Below are 20,366 nucleotides of genomic sequence, written 5' to 3'. Positions count from 1 at the left end.
GGACGGCGCTTGTCATTGCATTCATCACATTGCTCCCATGGGTGCGGCCGGCTCGCGGATGGCCAGGATGGCGTAGCCGGGGAAGCATCCCGCGGCCAGACCCTCCAGCGCGCCGCCGCTGTCGTACAGCAGGTCGGCGCCGGCCGGATGGGCCAGCCGGTCCAGCGATTCGGTCAGGCCCTGTTCGGCCAGGTTGACGGTAATGTTGAGCACCGAGCGGTCGGCCAGCAGCCAGCGCGCGTTGACCGCCTTGGGCCCGATGGCTTGCGCGTCGATGGCGTGCGCGCCGCGCAGGAAAGGCGCGATATGCAGGCTGCGGATGCGCAGCAGCTGCGCCACGCGGCCGAGCCAGGCGGCCGACTCCGGCGCTGGCCCGGGTTCGGGGATCGAGGCGATGAAGGTGGAAAAGCTGTTCGGGTCCGGCAGTTTCTCCAGCAGCGCCGGATCGGAAAACTGCGGGAAGCGCCCGAACTCGCGCTTGCGCCCTTCGCGCACGGCGCGCGCCAGTTCTTCGTCGCGGTGGCTGGTGAAGTACAGGAAAGGCTGGACCGCGCCGAACTCCTCGCCCATGAACAGCATCGGGATCTGCGGCGCCAGCAGCAGCAAGGCCTGCGCAGCGTGCAGCGCCAGCGGATGGGCCAGCACGGTGAGCCGTTCGCCGAAGGCGCGGTTGCCGATCTGGTCGTGGTTCTGCAGGAAGTTGACGAAGGCCGTGGGCGGCAGGTCGGCGCTGGGCTCGCCGCGCGGCTCGCCGGAATACGGCGACACCTCGCCCTGGTAGACGAAGCCCTCCTTCAGGCAACGCGCCAGCTTCTCCGCCGGCCGGTCGGCGTAGGCGGCGTAGTAGCCGCCGTCTTCGCCGGTCAGCAGTACGTGCAGCACGTGATGGGCGTCGTCGTTCCACTGGGCGTCGTAGACGTGCGTGGCGCTGCCGGCCGCGTCGCTGCCGTCGGCCGCGAAGCCCAGCAGGTGCGCGGCGTTGCCGTCGTGCTCCAGCACCAGGTGCACATGGCGCTGGCCGCCGGTTTCCTGGCGGATGCGGCGGCCCAGCTTCGCCAGCCACTCGGGTACGCAGATGGCGTGCACGGCATCGAAGCGCAGGCCGTCGAAGCGATATTCCTGCAGCCAGTACAGCGCGTTCTGGGTGAAGAAATCATCCACCTCCGGGCGGCGAAAATCGATGGTCGCGCCCCACAGGGTGTTCATGTCGTGGCGGAAGAAGGCCGGCGCATAGCTGTTGAGGTAGTTGCCGTCCGGCCCGAAGTGGTTGTAGACGACGTCCAGGAACACCATCATGCCCAGCCCGTGGGCGGTGTCGATCAGGGCCTTCAACTGCTCGGGCGTGCCGTAGCTGGCGTCGGGCGCGAACGGCAGCACGCCGTCGTAGCCCCAGTTCTGGGCGCCGGGAAATTCACCCACCGGCATCAGCTCGACGGCCGTGATGCCCAGTGCGGCCAGCTCCGGCAGGCGTTGCTGGATGCCGGCGAAGCCGCCCAGCGCGCCGGGATGCAACTCGTAGAGCACCGTCTCGTGCCAGGGGCGGCCGGCCCAGTTCGGGTATTGCCACTGGTAGGCGTGCGGATCGACCACCACGCTGGGATCGAAGACGTCGCCGGCCTGGCCGCGCGAAGCCGGATCGGGCACCAGCACCTCGCCGTCGACCTGCGACATGAAGGCATAGCGGTAGCGCGTGCCGGGATCGCACTCGGTCTCCAAGGCGAACCAGCCCTCGCCGTCGGGCTCGGCCTGCATCGGCACGCGACCGCGGCCGTCGATCTCGACCGCGGCGGTCTTGGCGCCGGGGGCCCAGGTGCGAAAGCGCACGCGGCCCGGCGCGCTCACCTGCGCGCCAAAAGGCAACTGCCAGGAAAAATGGGCGCTCATGCGCGTTCTCCCCATTCATTGCGGGTTATCCATTCGTTGGCCGCCAGCGGGTAGATGGCGGACGACAAATGCAAGGGACGGTTGGCGTAGACCTGCATGCTGTGCGCGGCGACCGTCACCTTCTGATCGCCGGCCACCGTGATCTCGCCGTTGTTGCCAGTCGGCATGCCGTTCTCCAGCGCGGTATCGAGCAGCAGGCAATAGGTGGCGGCCTGGCGCGGGAAACAGAACTCGATCGGTTCATGACCGGCATTGACGAACATCAGCACCACGTCCGGCACCGCTTCCGGCACCTCGGCCGGCATGGCGGTGTTGGCGGCGTCGGTGATGCGCGCGCTCAACTGCTTGTGCGGCTCCTGGCGCTTGCCCGCCAGCTGCAGCGTGATGGCGCGCGCCACCGGATTGCGCCAGTCGTCGCTGGACACCGGCTTGGCCGCCTCGTCGAACCAGGCCACGTCCTGCAGGCCCTCGGCGATCATCTCCTTGCCATGCAAAAAATAGCCGGAGCGCAGCACCTCGAAGTCGCGCCGGATCGCCGTCACCCGGCCGACGAAGTCGGTCAGCGCCGTGCCCTCGGGCGAACGGGCGCGATCCCAGTTGATCCAGGAGATGTCGTTGTCCTGACAATAGGCGTTGTTGTTGCCGCCCTGGCTGCGGTGAAACTCGTCGCCGGCCAGCAGCATCGGCGTGCCCTGCGCCAGCAGCACGGAGGCCAGCATGGAGCGCTGGGCGCAGCCGCGCGCGGCGAGCACCTCGGGGTCGTCGGTCTCGCCTTCGGCGCCCCAGTTGTAGCTGGCGTTGTCGTTGTGGCCGTCGTTGCCGTTCTCGCCGTTGGCTTCGTTGTGCTTGCCGTTGTAGCTGACCAGGTCGCGCAGCGTGAAGCCGTCGTGCGAGGCGATGAAGTTCACCGTGGCCCAGGGCTTGCGGCGATTGTGTTCGAACAGTTCGGCCGACCCCAGCATGCGCTGGGCGAAACCGCCGCGCATGGCTTCGTCGCCCTTCCAGAACTTGCGCATGTCGTCGCGGAACTTGTCGTTCCACTCGGCAAAGCGCGCCGGATGGTTGCCCAGCTGGTAACCGCCGGGGCCGATGTCCCAGGGTTCCGAGATCAGTTTCAGGCGCGACAGCACCGGGTCCTGCAGCAGCGCGTCGAAGAAGCCTGAGCCCGGGTCGAAGCCGTTGGGCTCGCGCCCCAGCGTGGAACCGAGGTCGAAGCGGAAACCGTCGATATGGAAGGACTGCGCCCAGTAGCGCAGCGAATCGAGCACCATCTGCAGCACGCGCGGATGGGAGAGGTTGAGCGTGTTGCCGCAGCCGGTGTCGTTGATGTGGTAGCGCTCCTGGCCGGGCATCAGGCGGAAGTAGCTGGCGTTGTCGAGACCGCGGAACGACAGCGTCGGCCCCAGCTCGCTGCCGCAGCTGGTGTGGTTGTAGACCACGTCCAGGATGACCTCGATGCCGGCGCTGTGCAGGCGGCGCACCGCCATGCGCAGCTCGTTGGGGTCGCCCGTCGACATGTAGGACGGCTCGGGCGCGAAATAGCCCAGCGTGCTGTAGCCCCAGTAATTGGACAGGCCGCGCTCCACCAGGAAGCTGTCCTGCAGGAAGGCGTGCACCGGCATCAGCTCCAGCGTGGTCACGCCCAGCCGCAGCAGGTGGTCGATGAAGGCCGGGTCGGCCAGCGCGGCGAAGGTGCCGCGCTCGTGCGGCAGCAGGTCTTCGCGCATCCTCGAGATCCCGCGCACATGGGCCTCGTAGATCACCGTCTTGCTCCACGGCACCTGCGGCAGGCGGTCGTGTTCCCACACGAAGGCCTCTTCCGTCACCATCGCCTTGGGCATGGCGGCGGCGCTGTCGCGGCGGTCGAAGGACAAATCGGCGCGCGGCGAATGCATGCGGTAGCCGTACAGCGCATCGGTCCAGCGCACCTGCCCGACCAGGCGCTTGGCGTAGGGATCGAGCAGCAGCTTGTGCGGATTGAAGCGATGCCCCTTGGTGGGTTCATAAGGGCCGTGCGCACGGTAGCCGTACACCAGGCCGGGCGCGGCGCCCGGCAGGTAGCCGTGCCACACCTCGTCGGTGCATTCGGGCAGCGGGATGCGCTTCAGTTCGCGCTTGCCGGAGGGATCGAACAGGCACAGGTCCATGCGCGTGGCGTGCGCCGAAAAGACGGCGAAGTTCACGCCCAGGCCATCGGAACTGGCGCCCAGCGGGTACGGCAGCCCCGGCATCAGGCGGTCGGGAAAGGCGACGCTCATCTCAGCCCTCCCGGCGCAGGATCAGGGTGGACAGGGGCGGCAGCGTCAGTTCGACCGAGGCCGGATGACCGTGCCAGCCGAACGGCTCGGCACGCACCGTACCCATGTTGCCGGCGTTGCTGCCGCCGTAGACGGCGGCGTCGGTATTGAGGATCTCGCGCCAGATGCCGTTGTGGCCGGGCGCCACCGGCGGCACGCCGATCCGGTAGTTGCGGCGCGGCACCGGCGTCATGTTGGACACCACCAGCAGCGGCGAGCCGTCGTCGGCATAGCGGAAGAAGGCCAGCACGCTGTTGACGCTGTCGTCGCCCACCGCCCAGGCGAAGCCGTCGGCGCGGCAGTCGCGCTGGTGCAGCGCCGGCTCGGCGCGATAGAGGCGGTTGAGGTCAGCCACCAGGCCGCGCAGCTGGCGATGCCCGGCGGGATGCCCGCCGTGTTGGTCGAGCAGGTGCCAGGGCGGCGATTTGTCGTGGTCGAACTCGTCATGCTGGCCGAGCTCGCTGCCCATGAACAGCAGCTTCTTGCCCGGATGCGCCCACATGAAACCGAAATAGGCCCGCACGTTGGCGAAGCGCCGCCATTCGTCGCCCGGCATCTTGTTGAGCAGGGAGCGCTTGCCGTGCACCACCTCGTCGTGCGAGATCGGCAGGATGAAGTTTTCCGAAAACGCGTACAGCAGCCCGAAGGTCATGTCGTGGTGATGGTAGCGGCGGAACAGCGGGTCGTACTGCATGTAGCGCAGCGTGTCGTTCATCCAGCCCATGTTCCACTTGTACGAAAAGCCCAGGCCGTGGTGGTCGCCCTCCTGCTTGATCTCGGAGGTCACGCCGGGCCAGGAGGTCGACTCCTCTGCGATCATCAGCGCGCCGGGGCAGCGCTCGGCCACCACGCCGTTGAGCTCGCGCATGAAGGCCACCGCCTCCAGGTTCTCGCGCCCGCCGTGGATGTTCGGCACCCATTCGCCGGACTTGCGGCTGTAGTCGCGGTACAGCATCGAGGCCACCGCATCCACGCGCAGGCCGTCGACGTGGAAATGTTCCAGCCACTCCAGGGCGCTGGCGATCAGGAAGCCGCGCACCTCGTTGCGGCCGAGGTTGAAGATCAGGGTGTTCCAGTCCTGGTGGAAGCCTTCGCGCGGATCGGCATGCTCGTAGAGCGCGGTGCCGTCGAACTGCGCCAGGCCGTGCTCGTCGCTGGGGAAATGCGCCGGTACCCAGTCCAGCAGCACACCGATGCCGGCCTGGTGGCAACGGTCGACGAAGGCGGCGAAGCGCTCCGGCTTGCCGAAGCGCGCGCTGGGCGCGAACATGCTGATCGGCTGGTAACCCCAGGAGCCGCCGAAGGGATGCTCCATCACCGGCATCAACTCGATGTGGGTGAAGCCCAGCTCCTGCACGTAAGGAATGAGCTGGTCGGCCAGCTCGTCCCAGCTGAGGTTGCGGCAGCCCTCTTCCGGCACCCGGCGCCATGACGCGGGATGGACTTCATAGATCGACATCGGCGCCGAAGTCGACTGCCGCTGCGCGCGTTGCGCCATCCATGCCTGGTCCTGCCATTCGTAGGGCTGCGCATTGGCCACCACCGAGGCGGTGGCCGGCGGCACTTCGGTGGCGCGCGCCACGGGATCGGCCTTGAGCGGCAGCAGCACGCCGTCGCGCCCGAGGATCTCGTATTTGTAGACATCGCCCGGACCGATGCGCGGGATGAAGATCTCCCACACACCCGGCTCATGGCGCAGCCGCATCACGTGACGGCGGCCGTCCCACTGGTTGAAGTCGCCCACCACCGAGACCCGCTCGGCGTTGGGCGCCCACACGGCAAAGCGGGTGCCGGGCACGCCGTCGATCTCCAAGGGGATCGCGCCCAGGCAATCGGCCAGCTGGCGATGGCGGCCTTCCATCAGCAGGTGCAGGTCGAGCTCGCCCAGCAGCAGGCCGAAGGCGTAGGGATCCTCGGTGGATTGCACGCTGACGCTGCCGTCGGGCTCGCGCCAGTCGACCTCCAGCACATAAGGTACCGCGTGGCGGCGCTCCAGCCCGACCACGGCGCCGGCGAAAAATCCGCTCGCTTCGCCGCCGCGTCCGGTCAGTTGCTCCAGCGTGCCCAGCAGGCGGCCGGTGGCGCGGCAGGTGACGCGCACCGCCAAGGCGCCCGGATGGAAGGCGCGGATCACGGTCACCCCGCCCTCGCCTTCGGACAGGTAGCGCGGCCCAAGCAGGGCAAAGGCCTGGTTCAGCCGCCCTTCCAGCAAGGCGGCGAACATCGCCGCTTCCTGTTCGGACAGGCCGTGTTTTTTCAGGGGGATGGGATGGGCCGCGCCGCCGGTGGCGGACGGCGACGTGCTTGCGGCGGTGGACGGCTGTTCCACCGTCTCACGATAAGCCATGACGGACATGCCGGACATGCAAACTCCTGTTCTTCTTATCACTGTTGATCGACTGCCGCGCGTCGTGGCGACGCGCCAGCAAAAACCGCCATCATTGGCGCCCCTGACGGCAGGCGATCATGACGGCGGCGTGTTGTTGTAGCGGCCTGCGCCGCAGCCTGGCTGAGCGCTTCGGCGCGGCTCAAGCTGCAGCCGCTGCGGCCGATCCGCCGACCACGCCGGCGATGGCCGCCACGATGGCGGCGGCGGGATTGGTCATGCGGTCGGCATTGATCACCGGGCGCTCGGCCGCCACCGCCGCGGCGATGCGCGGCGGCGCAAACAGCGGCCGCACCTCGGGCTGGGCGACATGCACGTAGGCGTCGATATACGACTGGGTCGGTCCCGACCAGTCCCACTGCACGCTCATGGCGTTGCGCTGCACGGCCTGCCAGCGCTCGTTGTCGGCATACAGGACGAAGGCGCGCGCCACCGCAGCTTCCATGTCGGCGGCGGTCTCGCCGTCGAACAGCACGCCGGTGGCATTGGCCGCATCGAGGTCGGCGTCGCGCACGGTGTCGACCAGGCCGCCCACGCGTGAACCGATGGGGATGGCGCCGTAGCGCATCGCGTAGATCGGGGTCAGGCCGAAGGGCTCGAAACGGGTCGGGTGCAGCAACATGTCGCTGCCGGCATGCAAGGCGTGGGCGCGACGCTCGTCGTAGCCGATATGCACGCCGATGCGGCCCGGATAACGCTCGGCCAGGGCCAGGAAGCCGTCTTCATACTCGCGCTCGCCGCAGCCCAGCACCACCACCTGCAGGCGCGGATGACGCTGCATGATGGCCGGCAGCGCCTCGATGACGACGTCGGCCATCTTCTGGTGCGAGATACGACTGCCGATGCCCAGCACGGGCGCGAACGGATCCGCCGGCAGCAGGCCGAAGAGCTTCTGCAGGTCGCGCTTGCAGGCGGCCTTGCCCTTCATGTTGCCGACGCTGAAGTTGCGCGCGATCAGAGGATCGTCGGCGGGGTTCCACAGCTCGGCGTCGATGCCGTTGGGAATGGCCCGCAGGTCCAGCTTGCGGAAGGAAAGCACGCCGTCCATGCCGCAGCCGAAGCGCGGCGTCATGATTTCCTGCGCGTAGTTGCGGCTGACGGTGGAGACGCAGTCCGAGAAGCGGATGCCGGCCTTCAGGAACGACAGCTTGCCCCAGTACTCCACGCCGTCGCCGGTCAGCAGGTGCTGCGGAATGCCCACCTGCTCGGCCGAACGCAGGTCGAAGTTGCCCTGGAAGGCCAGGTTGTGGATGGTCAGCATGGTGCCGATGTGGTCCAGCCCGCGCAGCTTCAGCAGGCAGGGAATCAATCCGGCATGCCAGTCGTTGGCGTGCACCACGTGCGGCACCTGCAGGCTGGTCTCGCCGGCGCAGATGGCCACGGCCGCATGCGACAGGTCGGCGAAACACAGCGCGTTGTCGCTGAACTCGACGCCGTCGTTGTCGAGATAGGGATTGGCGCCGCGCTGGCGGAAACGCGCCGTATCCAGCAACAGGGCCGGCACGTCGGTGCCCGGGATGGTCCCGCGCAAGAGACGTCCGGCGCCGCCGGGCAGGCCGTTCTTCAGGCCGATCTGGACTGTTTCGCCGAGGTTGCGGACCGCTTCGGGATAGGCGGGCATGAGGATGCTGGCATCGATGCCGGCTTTGCGCAGAGACACCGCGAGCGCGGTGATCACGTCGGCCAGGCCGCCGGTCTTCACGAGCGGCACAGCCTCCGAGCTGACTAAAAGAACTCGAGCTTGCAAGATGGTCCCCTAAATGTGTGAAAGCACCTGGATGGAAAGCACGCTGATGTGTCGCCGGCAGACTTCGCTTGCTTCCACGGCCGCGCGCGAGCTTCATCCTCGTGGCGGAGATGCGGGAGACGATCGAGTCCCATGTTTTTGTAATGCGACGGAAATTGCTTGAGCGCCGATGATTGACGTTATACGGTTGCCAGACGGCACTCACTATCGGACAGCAGCCCGACATGGCGTAGGATGAATCCTACTGTTGCATCGCAGCGAATCCCTTGCTGGAAGCGGCATTGCGCGATCCGGGCCAAGGCCCTGCGCGAACGGAAGACGGCATGCGCATGCCCGCTTCGTTCCTGGTTCACTCCGCTCATTTCCTGAAAACGGCGCGCCGGACCGGCTGCCGTAGCGACGCGTCCCCGCAGGCGACGCGTGCGATCCATGCTGGTGGCTGCATTGCACCGGGCGCGACCATGCTGTGTCGAACTTCGCGGTTTGCGCCGTATTCCCCGTCTCTGTCCTTCCGGCCGGCGTCACCGCAGTCTGCGCTTACCCTGCAGTTAATCAACATAACGGAGGGTGCGCAAATTGAGCTTGGCTATGTGGTGCACAGGCTCATTGCGCGCCTGTATCGCTCGTCAGTGACGCTGCCGCGCCGGCCTTGCGGGGCACGGCGTCCGAGCCGATGAGCTCGCGCCTGCTGCGACCTGCAGATCAGCTTTCCACGCGAAATCCGACCTTCAGCCCGACCTGAAAATGGGCGATGCTGCCGCCCTCGACATGGCCGCGGCATTCGGTCACCTCGAACCAGTCGACGTGCTTGACCGTCCTGACCACATCGGCGATGGCATTGCGGATCGCGTCGTCGCTGCTCCTGGGGGAACTGCCGACCACCTCGATCACCTTGTAGGTGCTGGAATTGTCCTGCTTGCGTTCGCTCATGGCTTGGTCCTTTCGCCTATCGATATGCCATCGATATAAAAGATTTCCCGCGCGGGATGGCGCGCGGCGCGCTCCTCATCCGCGGCGTCATCTGCATTGAGTCGCGTTGTGACGATCGTAGAAAGAAAGGGGCGGCGGTTCCATCAGCCACAGACCGCTATCGCTGTAGGACGGCAGGCGATTTTCCGGCAGGAATCGTTTTTTGCCTTGCAGCAAATGAGGCCCGGCGCGGGCCCGGCAATTTGTTGCAAAGCGAGCAAAAACAGCATGTAAATTACCGTATGTCCTACAAAGAAATAGGACGAGAACCGATATTGCAGCGCAACTTGAGCGCATAATGTTCAGCCATCGGGCCACCCATTGCGGTCGCCCCGGGGCCGGCGACGGGAAGATCTTCCGAAGCTTTCCGTCGCGCCCCTGCACGAGATTTTCATCCCTGGAGATCATCATGTCGCAACTCAACCATGGCACCATGCCGACGCCCCAGCAGCAAGCCCAGACGCAGGCGGCGATCGATACGGCCGAAGACCTGCAGCACGTCAACGACGACGCTGCGGCGGCCCGCCATCTCACCGCCATCCGCATCCGCGGCCAGCTGGCCGATGCAGAAGGCGAAGCCGCGCAAGGCTGAGACGGCGCAAGCACTGATTCAAGCAGGAGATGTGGAGACAGGCCGACGACTCAGTCCGACAGCCACGACAAAGACAGCGCCGGACGACGATCCGGCGCAAACGCATCAGGGCAGGCCTTCGGGCTTGCCCTGATCGTTGCTATTGGCGCGCTTGCTGCGCTTGATGCATTTCCCGCACTTCCTGCACTTCCCCTTCTTCACCGCCCCATCCCCCTCATTCCCGTCCCAAAGGCCGTGCGCTTTTGAGAATTTTCCTATACCCATGGTTGGTGATCAAAAATAGAATCTTTTCTATTCGAAGCTCCCTTGCAAACCGGAGCCGCAGCGACCAGACAGCGGCCCGGAAGAAAGCAGACACCATGAAAAAGAACACGAGAAAATTCTTGCTGCCGCTGGCGATGATCGCCTTGTCCGCACCGATGCTCGCGGCCCAGGCGGCCGGCAATGCCGAGCTGAAGGTGACCGGCGCGATCAAGACGGTGGCCTGCACCCCGACACTGGGCGGCAACGGCACGGTCGACTTCGGCGTCATCCCGGCCTCCTCGCTGCCGGCCGGCAAGGAGATGGCCTTGCATTGGACGCCAATCGACATCAGCATCTCCTGCCAGGCGCCGGTCAAGATGGCGCTGAGGGTGCTCGACAACCGCAGTGCAAGCAGCACGCATGCCGGGAGCCATTTCTCCTACGGTCTTGGCATGGTGGGCGGCGCGAAGGTGGGCCGCTACAACCTGGTGATCGTTCCCGGGTCGATCCGCACCGACGGCGCGCCCGCCCACAATCTGTTCTCCGTCGACGGCAACCAGTCCTGGATCGTCAACGGCAACGGCGGCCAGATGGGCACGGATCGCGCCTTCTCCTGGACCACCGCCGGCGGCAACACGCCGGCGCCGTTCAAGGAAGTCAGGATGAGCGTGTATGTCGTGCCCTACCTGAATCGCCCGGAAAATCTCCCGCTGACGCAGGACATCCCACTGGACGGGTCGGCCACGGTCGAAATCCAGTACCTCTGATCGGTTCAAGGCGGCGCGTGCATCACGGCGGTTTGCGCCGGCGTACACACACCTGCCCGCCCGTCTCCCCCTTCCCCACCTTTATCCCCTCCGCCCATCCGGCAAGTCTGCGCTCAGCGCAATCCCAGGCGCCGCGCCAGCCGGTTGAGGTTGGCCCGGTCCAGCCCCAGCTCGCGCGCGGCGGCGGCGAGGTTGCCGGCGTTGCGCTCCAGGCTGTCGCCGACCAGCATGCGCTCGTAGCGCTCGACGGCGTCCCGCAGATTGCCGGAAGCGGCCGCATCAACCTGCTGCTGGTCGCGCCTTTCATCGGGCTCACCGCCGCCCTCCTGCATGCGCAGATCCAGCTCATCAGCCGTCAGCGTCAGGATCGCCGGGCGCGTCTTGTGGGCGGCCAGCGCGCGCAAGGCGCTGCGGCCGACCAGATGCTCGAGCTCGCGGATGTTGCCGGGCCACGGATAGTCCAGCAGCGCGCGCTGCGCGTCCGCCGCCAGCCTCAGGCTGGAAAGGCCGAGCCGGGCGCGGTTCTCTTCGAGGAAGAAGCCGGCCAGCAGCAGCACGTCGCGCCCGCGCTCGCGCAGCGGCGGCACGCGGATCGGGAACACCGAGAGGCGATGGTAGAAGTCGGCGCGAAAGCGGCCCTGCTTGACCTCGTCGGCCAGGTCGCGGTTGGTGGCGGCCACCAGGCGCACGTCGACGCGATGTTCGCGGTCGGAACCCACACGCTGCAACTGGCCGCTCTGCAGCACGCGCAGCAGCTTGGCCTGCACCGCCAGCGGCAGCTCGCCCACCTCGTCCAGGAACAGCGTGCCGCCGTCGGCCATCTCGAACTTGCCGCGGCGGTCCGCGACCGCGCCGGAAAAGGCGCCGCGCACGTGGCCGAACAGCTCGCTCTCGACCAGGGTGTCCGGCAAGGCCGCGCAGTTCAGGCTGATCATCGGCTTGCGCGCGCGCGGCGAGGCGGCGTGCAGCGCGTGCGCCACCAGCTCCTTGCCGGTGCCGGTCTCGCCGGTCACCAGCACCGTCATGTCGCTGGGGCCGGCCATGCGGATTTCCTGCAGCAGCTGCTGGTGCGCCGGGCTCTGGCCGATCAGCTCGCGCTTGCCCTGGCTTTCTTCCAGCCCCAGGCGATAGGCTTCGGCGCGCTGGCGCTCCTGCTCGCCGGCGGCCGACAGCACATCGATGCGCTCGGCCACGTTGACGGTGGCCGCGGCGAGATCGGCGAAGGCCTGCAGCGAGGCCATGTCGACGCTGTCGAAACGGCCCGGCCCCAGCGCGTCCAGCGTCACCAGGCCCCAGGGGCGGCTGTTGACGGTGAGCGCGCATCCCATGCAGTCATGCACCTCCAGTTCGCCGTGGGCGTCGTTCAGGCCGTCGACCAGGCCGTCATAGGGATCGGGCAAGGATGAGTCGGCGGGAAAGCGCGTCGGCGCCGCATTGGCCAGCAGCACGCCGAAGCGCGGATGCTCGGCCACGCGAAAGCGCCGCCCCAGGGTATCGCCGGAAAGCCCGTCGATGGCCAGCGGCACCAGCACCTCGCCGTCCAGCCGCAAGAGCGCGGCGGCATCGCAGGGAAACAGCGTGCGCATGGCCTGCAACAGGCGGCGATAGCGCTCGCGGTCATCGATTGCCCGTGACAGATCGGCGACCAGGGGCAGCAAGGCATCGAGCAAGGCTTTGGAAGTCATTTTGACCTCATTAAAATAATTAAGGGTCATTATGACACGGGTTTATTTGACACGGATCGCCGCCAAGTCATTGATTTCAAAAGCATCGATGCCTGGCACGCGACTTGTAATGGAAGAAGGCAAGACCGGCGCCGCCGGCCCCTCACTCTCCACCGCTTGAAAGGCGCACCATGCTTACCGACGCACAACTTGCCATCGTCAAATCCACCGTCCCGCTGCTGGAGTCCGGCGGCGAAGCGCTGACCACCCACTTCTACAAGATGCTCATGCGCGACTACCCGCAGGTGCGTCCGCTGTTCAACCGCACCCACCAAGCCAGCGGCGACCAGCCGCGCGCCCTGGCCAACGGCGTGCTGATGTACGCCCGCCACATCGACCGCCTGGAAGCCCTCGGCCCGCTGGCCGCGCAGATCGTCAACAAGCACGTCGCCGTGCAGATCATGCCCGAGCACTATCCGATGGTCGGCGACTGCCTGCTGCGCGCCATCCGCGAAGTGCTGGGCGCGGAGATCGCCACCGACGCCGTCATCGACGCCTGGGGCGCGGCCTATGGCCAGCTGGCCGACATCCTGATCGGCGCCGAGCAGCAGGTCTACGACGCCAAGGCGCAAGCGCCCGGCGGCTGGCGCGGCGCGCGCAATTTCATCGTGGCGCGCAAGGTGGCCGAGAGCGACGAGATCACCTCCTTCTACTTCCGCGCGCAGGATGGCGGCGCCCTGCTCGACTTCGAACCGGGACAGTACATCGGCCTGCGCATGGTGGTCGACGGCGAAGAGCAGCGCCGCCAGTACTCGCTCTCCGCGCCCCTGAACCTGCCCGGCCAGCCGCCGCAATACCGCATCAGCGTCAAGCGCGAAGCGGGCGGCAAGGTCTCGCGCCACCTGCACGACGAGATCCATGAAGGCGCGGTGGTGGAACTGTTCCCGCCCTCGGGCGACTTCTCGCTGGCCGCGGGCGACAAGCCGCTGGTGCTGATCAGCGGCGGCGTGGGCATCACGCCCATGCTCTCCATGCTGGAGGCGGCGCTGGCGAACGGGCGGCCGGTGCACTTCATCCACGCCGCGCGCGACGGCGGCGTGCATGCCTTCCGCGACCATGTGGAGCAACTGGCCGCGCGCCATCCGCAGCTGCGCCGCTTCTTCTGTTATGAGCGCGAGCGCGCCGGCGACCGCCGTCCCGACGCCACCGGCATGATCGACCGCGCGCTGCTGCAGCGCTGGATGCCGGCCACCACCGACGTCGACGCCTACTTCGTCGGCCCCAAGCCCTTCATGAAGGCGGTCAAGCGCTATCTGCGCGAAATCGGCGTGCCTGACGCGCAAAGCCGCTACGAATTCTTCGGCCCGGCCGCGGCCCTGGACTGAGCGAGCGCAACAGCGAACATTGAACAAGGAACAAGGAACGAACATGAACCTCGACAAATACCGCCGCGAACATGCGGACATCATCCGCCACGTGCAGGAACTCAAGAAACTGACCGCGCTGGGCATCGCCGGGCACGCCGCCGCCATCGCCCGCGAAGTGATCGCCATGAGCTCGGTCATCAAGCTGCACCTCTCGGTGGAGGACCGCTTCCTCTACCCGGCGCTGCAGGAAGCCGGCGCCGCCCTGGCCGCCAAGGGGCGCCAGTACCAGGAAGAGATGGCCGACATCGCCGCGCAGTATGGCCGCTTCTCGCGCCAGTGGAACGACGCGCAACGCATCGCCGAGCAGCCGGAAGGCTTTCGCGCCGACGCCAACCGAGTGCTGAAGATCCTGTTCGATCGCATCGGCCGCGAGAACCGCGACTTCTATCCGCTGATCGAAGCGACCTAGACGGCGCCGCCAGGCCGCGCTGCAGCGGCCCGGCCGGCCGCGCGCGATCTGCGCAGACCTTGATCCTGCTCAGGTGAGGGCCGGCGCCGTTCTGCTAAGCTGGCTCTTCACTATCCGCGGGAGCTATGCCATGACTGAAAAACTCGGCGCCGAGCGCCATACGCCCGGCGAATGGCGCGAAGACCTGGAAGCGCTGGACATGGAGATCGTGCGCTATGCCGTCATCTGCCAGGTGCGCCTGTTCGATCCCGGCGTGATCGGCCACGTGCTCAACAACAACGCGCTGGTCTGCGGCGACGACCATCCCACCGCCTTCGAGACCCTTCGCGGCCTGCTCTACCTGCACTTCGAGATGCAAAAGGAATTGACCGACGCCTACGGCGCCGGCAACGCCGAGCAGATCATCCAGCGCGTGCGCGAGCACCTGCTGCCGCGCATCGGCGAGCAGCTCGACACCCTGTTTCGCCGAGCCGACTAGCGGTTCAGGCGCGCACCAGCCGCTCGCCCAGGTCGGCGCCGGCCTCGAACTCGCTGAGGTTGCGTATCGTGGTCTGCATGATCTGGCCGATCGCCTCTTCGGTGAAGAAGGCCTGGTGGCCGGTGACGATCACGTTGGGAAAGGACACCAGGCGCTGGATCACGTCGTCGGTGATGACGGTGGACGACAGGTCCTGGAAGAACAGGCTGGCCTCCTGCTCGTAGACGTCGATGGCCAGCCCGCGCAGGCGCCCGCTCTTCAGGGCCGCGATCGCCGCCTCGGTATCGACCAGTCCGCCGCGACTGGTATTGACCAGGATGCAGCCGTGCTTGGCCGACGCCAGCGACTGCGCGTTGACGATGTAGCGCGTGGCCTCGGTCAGCGGACAATGCAGCGACACCACATCGCTGGCCGCGAACAGCTCGGCCGCCTCCACATAACGTCCGCCCAGCGCCTCGAACTCCGCATTGCGATGCATGTCGCTGCCCAGCACCTTGCTGCCGAAGCCGGCCATGATGCGCGCGAAGATGGCGCCGATCTTGCCGGTGCCGATCACGCCCACGGTCTTGCCGTGCAGATCGAAACCCATCAGGCCGTCCAGCTCGAAATTGCCCTCGCGCGTGCGCATGCTGGCGCGGGCGATCTTGCGGTTCACCGCCAGCAGCAAGCCGACCGCGAACTCGGCCACCGAATGCGGCGAATAGTCCGCCACGCGCGCCACGGTCATGCCCAGCCGTGCGGCGGCCAGCGCGTCGATGTGATTGAACCCGGTGGAGCGCGTGGTGACGAAGCGCGTGCCCTGCGCCGCCAACTGCTCCAGCACGGCGGCGCCGGCGTCGTCGTTGACGAATACGCTGACCGCCTCGCAGCCGGCCGCAAGCCCGGCGGTTTCAAGGCTGAGCCTATCCTGCAGGAACAGCAACTGGTGCGCGCCGGCGACGTTGGCGCGGGCAAGCAGGGTCTGGTCGTAGCGGCGAGCGCTGAAGACGGCGGTTTTCATGACGGGCCTTTCTGGCTGGGCGGGTGAACCGGAGCATCCGGCTGTTCTCCATGCGGCATTGCACCACAGGCGCGGCTTGCATGCATTGACGCAACTCAGCTTCCTGTCGAAGCGTTGGCAAACGGCTGATTTTGCGCCCGTTTGCGGCGCGAAGCTTTCATCCAGCTATCGAAAAAACCGAAATCTGCATGCGCGGCCCCGATACACGATCCGCACGCCGCTTTTCGGGGATAGAATCGGCGGCGCAATAGCTGACACACACAAAAAGATCCTGATTAGAACCGGCATCCACTGCCGGCCGAGACAGGCATAAGACCGGAAGCAACACGGTCCGCCAAACATACAATGAGGCACACATCATGAGTACATCCACATCTTCGCAATCGAAGCTTTCCACCGTGCTGCGCGTCACCAGCGGCAACTTCATGGAAATGTTCGACTTCTTCCTGTTCGGCTTCTACGCCACGCACATCTCGAAGGCCTTCTTCCCGGGCGACAACGAGTTCGCGTCGCTGATGCTGACCTTCATGACCTTTGGCGCGGGCTTCCTGATGCGTCCGCTGGGCGCCATCATCCTGGGCGCCTACGTCGACCGCGTGGGGCGTCGCCAGGGCCTGATCGTGACGCTGGCGCTGATGGCGCTGGGCACCATGCTGATCGCCTTCGTGCCGGCCTACTCCTCCATCGGCGCGCTGGCGCCGGTGCTGGTGCTGGTGGGCCGCCTGCTGCAGGGCTTCTCGGCCGGTGTCGAGCTGGGCGGCGTGTCGGTCTACCTGGCCGAAATGGCCACGCCCGGCAACAAGGGCTTCTATGTGAGCTGGCAGTCGGGCAGCCAGCAGGTGGCCATCATCGTGGCGGCCGCCATCGGCTACGTGCTGTCGACCACGCTGACTCCGCTGGAGATCGGCGAATGGGGCTGGCGCATTCCCTTCTTCATCGGCTGCCTGATCGTGCCGGTGCTGTTCGTGATCCGCCGCTCGCTGCAGGAGACCGAAGAGTTCATGCGCCGCAAGCACCGTCCGACCACCGGCCAGATCTTCCGTTCGATGATCGAGAACTGGAAGCTGGTGATCGCCGGCATGATGCTGGTGTCGATGACCACCGTGTCGTTCTACCTGATCACGGTCTACACCCCGACCTTCGGCAAGAGCGTGCTCAAGCTGTCGACCGAGGCATCCCTGATCGTCACGCTGTGCGTGGGCCTGTCCAACTTCATCTGGCTGCCCATCATGGGCGCGCTGTCGGACCGCATCGGCCGCCGTCCGATCCTGGTGGCCTTCACCGTCCTGACCATCCTGACCGCCTACCCGGCCGTGAACTGGCTGGTGCATGACGCCACCTTCTCCAAGATGCTGATCGTCGAGCTGTGGCTGTCCTTCCTGTACGCCAGCTACAACGGCGCCATGGTGGTCGCGCTGACCGAAGTGATGCCGGCCGACGTGCGCACCGCGGGCTTCTCGCTGGCCTACAGCCTGGCCACGGCGCTGTTCGGCGGCTTCACCCCGGCGATCGCCACCGGCCTGATCCAGTACACCGGCGACAAGGCGGCGCCCGGCATCTGGATGAGCGCGGCGGCCGTATGCGGCCTGATCGCCACCTTCGTGCTCTACCGCAACAAGGCGTCGAGCCAGACGGTACCGGCCTGAAGCGCCAGGGTACTCCCCGGCGATAGCTATTGAAACGGGCCGCGCAAGCGGCCCTTTTTTGTTTTCCTCCCGGATTTATTGCAGCAAAAGCAACGGCGGCATCAAGGCGCATGCAAAAAATTCTTCAAGTCTTATATAAGAGTTGAAGCATTTCCTCCCGCTTAGGAGTAAACTACCGCTGTTTTTTGCCGCGGCCCTGGACAGGGATATCCTGAAAAAGCCGCCCCGGGAGACGAATTTCCAGCCGGAAAGCCGACAAGGAGATGCGGAAGCCTCAGCCGACAAGTGCATGAGCCGCCGCGTCCGGCCTCCGGAAGGATCACGCACCACTGCACATCAACACACCAACAGCAAGGACATCATCGTGACTACTGGCAACCCGACCATCATCTATACGCTGACCGACGAGGCACCCTATCTGGCGACCCACTCGCTGCTGCCAATCGTCAAGAAATTCACCGCGCAAGCCGGCATCGACGTCGTCGAGAGCGATATTTCGGTGGCCGCGCGTATCCTGGCGGAATTCTCCGAGTTCCTGACCGATGAACAGAAAGTCCCCGACACCCTGGCCGAATTGGGCGCACTGACCCAGAAGCCGGAAGCCAACATCATCAAGCTGCCCAACATCAGCGCCTCGGTGCTGCAGCTGCAAGCCGCCATCCGCGAACTGCAGGCGCGCGGCTACAAGCTGCCGGACTACCCGGAAAACCCGTCCAGCGACGAGGAAAAGGCGATCCAGAAGCGCTACGCCAAGGTCTCCGGCTCGGCCGTGAACCCGGTCCTGCGCGAAGGCAACTCCGACCGCCGCGCCCCCAACGCCGTCAAGAACTACGCCCGCAAGCACCCGCACTCGATGTCCAAGTGGAGCATGGCTTCGCGCACCCACGTGGCGCACATGCACGGCGGCGACTTCTACGCCGGCGAGAAGAGCCTGACCATCGAGAAGGCGGTCGACGTCAAGATGGACCTGGTCACCAAATCCGGTGAAACCATCGTGCTGAAACCCAAGGTTTCGCTGCAGGCCGGCGAGATCATCGACAGCATGTACATGAGCAAGAAGGCCCTGTGCGCCTACTACGAAGAGCAGATGCAGGACGCCTTCGACACCAACCTGCTGCTGTCGGTGCACGTGAAGGCGACCATGATGAAGGTCTCGCACCCCATCGTGTTCGGCCACGCCGTGCGCACCTACTACAAGAACACCTTCGAGAAGCACGCCAAGCTGTTCGCCGAAATCGGCGTGAACCCGAACAACGGCATGTCCGGCGTGTACGAGAAGATCAACACCCTGCCGGAAGCCAAGAAGGCTGAAGTGCTGGCCGACCTGAAGGCCGACGAAGCCAAGCGCCCGCGCCTGGCCATGGTCGACTCCTCCAAGGGCATCACCAACCTGCACGCCCCCAACGACGTGATCGTCGACGCCTCCATGCCGGCCATGATCCGCGCCGGCGGCAAGATGTGGAACGCCGACAACAAGACCGAAGACACCAAGGCCCTGCTGCCGGAATCGACCTTCGCCCGCATCTACCAGGAGATCATCAACTTCTGCAAGACCAACGGCGCCTTCGACCCGGTCACCATGGGCACCGTGCCCAACGTCGGCCTGATGGCCCAGAAGGCCGAGGAATACGGTTCGCACGACAAGACCTTCGAAATCGCCCAGGCCGGCGTGGCGCGTATCGTCACCCTGGACGGCGAAGTGCTGCTGGAGCAGAACGTCGAAGAAGGCGACATCTGGCGCATGTGCCAGGTCAAGGATCCGGCGGTGCGCGACTGGGTCAAGCTGGCGGTCACCCGCGCGCGCCTGTCGGGCATGCCGGCGGTGTTCTGGCTGGACCCGTACCGTCCGCACGAAGCCGAGCTGATCAAGAAGGTCCGCACCTACCTGAAGGACCACGACACCAACGGCGTGGACATCCAGATCATGTCGCAGGTGCGTGCGATGCGTTACACCCTGGAGCGCGTGATCCGCGGCATGGACACCATCTCGGTGACCGGCAACATCCTGCGCGACTACCTGACCGACCTGTTCCCGATCATGGAACTGGGCACCTCGGCCAAGATGCTGTCGATCGTCCCGCTGATGGCCGGCGGCGGCATGTTCGAAACCGGCGCCGGCGGCTCGGCGCCCAAGCACGTGCAGCAGCTGGTCGGCGAAAACCACCTGCGCTGGGACTCGCTGGGTGAATTCCTGGCGCTGGCCGTGTCGATCGAAGACGTCGGCATCAAGACCGGCAATGCCAAGGCCAAGATTCTGGCCCAGACCCTGGACGCCGCCACCGGCAAGCTGCTGGACAACAACAAGTCGCCCTCGGCCAAGACCGGCGAACTGGACAACCGCGGCAGCCACTTCTACCTGGCGCTGTACTGGGCCCAGGAACTGGCCGCGCAGAAGGACGACGCCGACCTGGCCAAGCACTTCGCGCCGCTGGCCAAGGCACTGGCCGACAACGAGCAGAAGATCGTCTCGGAGCTGAACTCGGTGCAGGGCAAGCAAGTGGATATCGGCGGCTACTACATGCCGGACCGCGAAAAGACCTTCGCCGTGATGCGCCCCAGCGAAACGCTGAACAAGGCGCTGGACGCAGCGTAATCCTTCGCTGGAGTTCTGGTCGTGAAAAAGCCGCGGACGTGAGTTCGCGGCTTTTTTCATGGCCTCGTTCAACGGCCTGCGAGGCGCGACAAACGCCGCTGGATCCCGGCCTGCGCCGGGATGAGGGCGACGGGCGGGGAGGCAGCCGCCGCATCCCCTTTCTCCGTCATCCTGACGAAAGTCAGGATCCAGCGTCGTTCAACGGCCCGTGAGGCGCAACAAACGCCACTGGATCCCGGCCTGCGCCGGGATGACGGCGGCGGG

At 66.1% G+C, this 20,366-nt stretch carries 15 protein-coding genes; 7 read left to right on the top strand and 8 right to left on the bottom strand.

Features of this window, described 5'->3' with window-relative positions; translation table 11 throughout:
* Positions 1-24: 24 nt before the first annotated feature.
* The 6 genes from treZ to CEJ42_RS25125 all read right to left on the bottom strand — a co-directional run bounded on the left by treZ (position 25) and on the right by CEJ42_RS25125 (position 9,694).
* Positions 25-1,884 carry a malto-oligosyltrehalose trehalohydrolase gene (treZ, locus tag CEJ42_RS00070; RefSeq protein ID WP_088749676.1) on the bottom strand — a complete coding sequence of 620 codons (1,860 nt, stop codon included), beginning with the start codon at positions 1,882-1,884 and terminating at the stop codon, positions 25-27.
* Positions 1,881-4,142, bottom strand: a complete 2,262-nt coding sequence (gene glgX, locus CEJ42_RS00065; RefSeq protein ID WP_088749675.1) for a glycogen debranching protein GlgX — start codon at positions 4,140-4,142, stop codon at positions 1,881-1,883. Before glgX ends, treZ begins: the two co-directional genes overlap by 4 nt.
* A gap of 1 nt (position 4,143) precedes the next feature.
* Positions 4,144-6,546: a 1,4-alpha-glucan branching protein GlgB gene (glgB, locus tag CEJ42_RS00060; RefSeq protein ID WP_088749674.1), complete on the bottom strand. Its 2,403-nt coding sequence runs from the start codon at positions 6,544-6,546 to the stop codon at positions 4,144-4,146.
* Positions 6,547-6,709: 163 nt separating this feature from the next.
* Entirely contained in the window at positions 6,710-8,314 is a 1,605-nt protein-coding gene (gene glgA, locus CEJ42_RS00055; protein WP_088749673.1) for a glycogen synthase GlgA, read from the bottom strand.
* A 702-nt stretch (positions 8,315-9,016) separates the two neighbouring features.
* Positions 9,017-9,244, bottom strand: coding sequence for a dodecin (locus tag CEJ42_RS00050; protein ID WP_088749672.1), 228 nt, complete (start codon positions 9,242-9,244; stop codon positions 9,017-9,019).
* A gap of 87 nt (positions 9,245-9,331) precedes the next feature.
* A complete protein-coding gene (locus CEJ42_RS25125; protein ID WP_129587650.1) occupies positions 9,332-9,694 on the bottom strand; it encodes a hypothetical protein in 363 nt (120 codons plus the stop codon).
* Between CEJ42_RS25125 and CEJ42_RS00045 the strand changes: the two genes are divergently transcribed.
* Positions 9,693-9,875, top strand: a complete 183-nt coding sequence (locus CEJ42_RS00045; RefSeq protein ID WP_079214849.1) for a hypothetical protein — start codon at positions 9,693-9,695, stop codon at positions 9,873-9,875. The two genes, CEJ42_RS25125 and CEJ42_RS00045, sit on opposite strands and share 2 nt — an antisense overlap.
* A gap of 359 nt (positions 9,876-10,234) precedes the next feature.
* Complete coding sequence (locus CEJ42_RS00040; RefSeq protein ID WP_088749671.1) at positions 10,235-10,885, top strand: DUF1120 domain-containing protein; 651 nt, start codon at positions 10,235-10,237, stop codon at positions 10,883-10,885.
* Between the two features lie 113 nt (positions 10,886-10,998).
* Here CEJ42_RS00040 and norR read toward each other — a convergent pair whose 3' ends face one another.
* Complete coding sequence (norR, locus tag CEJ42_RS00035; RefSeq protein ID WP_088749670.1) at positions 10,999-12,570, bottom strand: nitric oxide reductase transcriptional regulator NorR; 1,572 nt, start codon at positions 12,568-12,570, stop codon at positions 10,999-11,001.
* Positions 12,571-12,740: 170 nt separating this feature from the next.
* On the opposite strand from norR, the gene hmpA reads away from it, so the two are divergent.
* The 3 genes from hmpA to CEJ42_RS00020 all read left to right on the top strand — a co-directional run bounded on the left by hmpA (position 12,741) and on the right by CEJ42_RS00020 (position 14,863).
* Positions 12,741-13,934, top strand: coding sequence for an NO-inducible flavohemoprotein (gene hmpA, locus CEJ42_RS00030; RefSeq protein WP_079214846.1), 1,194 nt, complete (start codon positions 12,741-12,743; stop codon positions 13,932-13,934).
* 43 nt (positions 13,935-13,977) lie between these two features.
* Positions 13,978-14,385, top strand: a complete 408-nt coding sequence (locus CEJ42_RS00025; protein ID WP_088749669.1) for a hemerythrin domain-containing protein — start codon at positions 13,978-13,980, stop codon at positions 14,383-14,385.
* Between the two features lie 130 nt (positions 14,386-14,515).
* A complete protein-coding gene (locus tag CEJ42_RS00020; protein ID WP_079214844.1) occupies positions 14,516-14,863 on the top strand; it encodes a hypothetical protein in 348 nt (115 codons plus the stop codon).
* A gap of 4 nt (positions 14,864-14,867) precedes the next feature.
* Here CEJ42_RS00020 and CEJ42_RS00015 read toward each other — a convergent pair whose 3' ends face one another.
* Positions 14,868-15,863, bottom strand: a complete 996-nt coding sequence (locus tag CEJ42_RS00015) for a 2-hydroxyacid dehydrogenase (protein WP_088749668.1) — start codon at positions 15,861-15,863, stop codon at positions 14,868-14,870.
* A gap of 359 nt (positions 15,864-16,222) precedes the next feature.
* Here CEJ42_RS00015 and tcuC point away from each other — a divergent pair, with 359 nt between their 5' ends.
* Entirely contained in the window at positions 16,223-17,509 is a 1,287-nt protein-coding gene (gene tcuC / locus CEJ42_RS00010) for an MFS transporter (RefSeq protein ID WP_079214842.1), read from the top strand.
* Between the two features lie 364 nt (positions 17,510-17,873).
* On the top strand, positions 17,874-20,102 hold the full coding sequence (locus tag CEJ42_RS00005; RefSeq protein WP_079219060.1) for an NADP-dependent isocitrate dehydrogenase: 2,229 nt from the start codon (positions 17,874-17,876) through the stop codon (positions 20,100-20,102).
* Positions 20,103-20,366: the final 264 nt, after the last annotated feature.

The sequence above is a fragment of the Herbaspirillum robiniae genome, assembly GCF_002213415.1.
GTDB lineage: Bacteria > Pseudomonadota > Gammaproteobacteria > Burkholderiales > Burkholderiaceae_D > Herbaspirillum > Herbaspirillum robiniae.
This window is presented reverse-complemented; position numbering and strand designations above follow the sequence as displayed.

Bases quoted from the DNA above. Each gene is read 5' to 3' on its own strand.
- treZ (WP_088749676.1), bottom strand. From the start codon at position 1,884: ATGAGCGCCCATTTTTCCTGGCAGTTGCCTTTTGGCGCGCAGGTGAGC.
- glgX (WP_088749675.1), bottom strand. From the start codon at position 4,142: ATGAGCGTCGCCTTTCCCGACCGCCTGATGCCGGGGCTGCCGTACCCG.
- glgB (WP_088749674.1), bottom strand. From the start codon at position 6,546: ATGTCCGGCATGTCCGTCATGGCTTATCGTGAGACGGTGGAACAGCCG.
- CEJ42_RS00050 (WP_088749672.1), bottom strand. From the start codon at position 9,244: ATGAGCGAACGCAAGCAGGACAATTCCAGCACCTACAAGGTGATCGAG.
- CEJ42_RS00045 (WP_079214849.1), top strand. From the start codon at position 9,693: ATGTCGCAACTCAACCATGGCACCATGCCGACGCCCCAGCAGCAAGCC.
- CEJ42_RS25125 (WP_129587650.1), bottom strand. From the start codon at position 9,694: ATGATGATCTCCAGGGATGAAAATCTCGTGCAGGGGCGCGACGGAAAG.
- CEJ42_RS00040 (WP_088749671.1), top strand. From the start codon at position 10,235: ATGAAAAAGAACACGAGAAAATTCTTGCTGCCGCTGGCGATGATCGCC.
- norR (WP_088749670.1), bottom strand. From the start codon at position 12,570: ATGACTTCCAAAGCCTTGCTCGATGCCTTGCTGCCCCTGGTCGCCGAT.
- hmpA (WP_079214846.1), top strand. From the start codon at position 12,741: ATGCTTACCGACGCACAACTTGCCATCGTCAAATCCACCGTCCCGCTG.
- CEJ42_RS00025 (WP_088749669.1), top strand. From the start codon at position 13,978: ATGAACCTCGACAAATACCGCCGCGAACATGCGGACATCATCCGCCAC.
- CEJ42_RS00020 (WP_079214844.1), top strand. From the start codon at position 14,516: ATGACTGAAAAACTCGGCGCCGAGCGCCATACGCCCGGCGAATGGCGC.
- CEJ42_RS00015 (WP_088749668.1), bottom strand. From the start codon at position 15,863: ATGAAAACCGCCGTCTTCAGCGCTCGCCGCTACGACCAGACCCTGCTT.
- tcuC (WP_079214842.1), top strand. From the start codon at position 16,223: ATGAGTACATCCACATCTTCGCAATCGAAGCTTTCCACCGTGCTGCGC.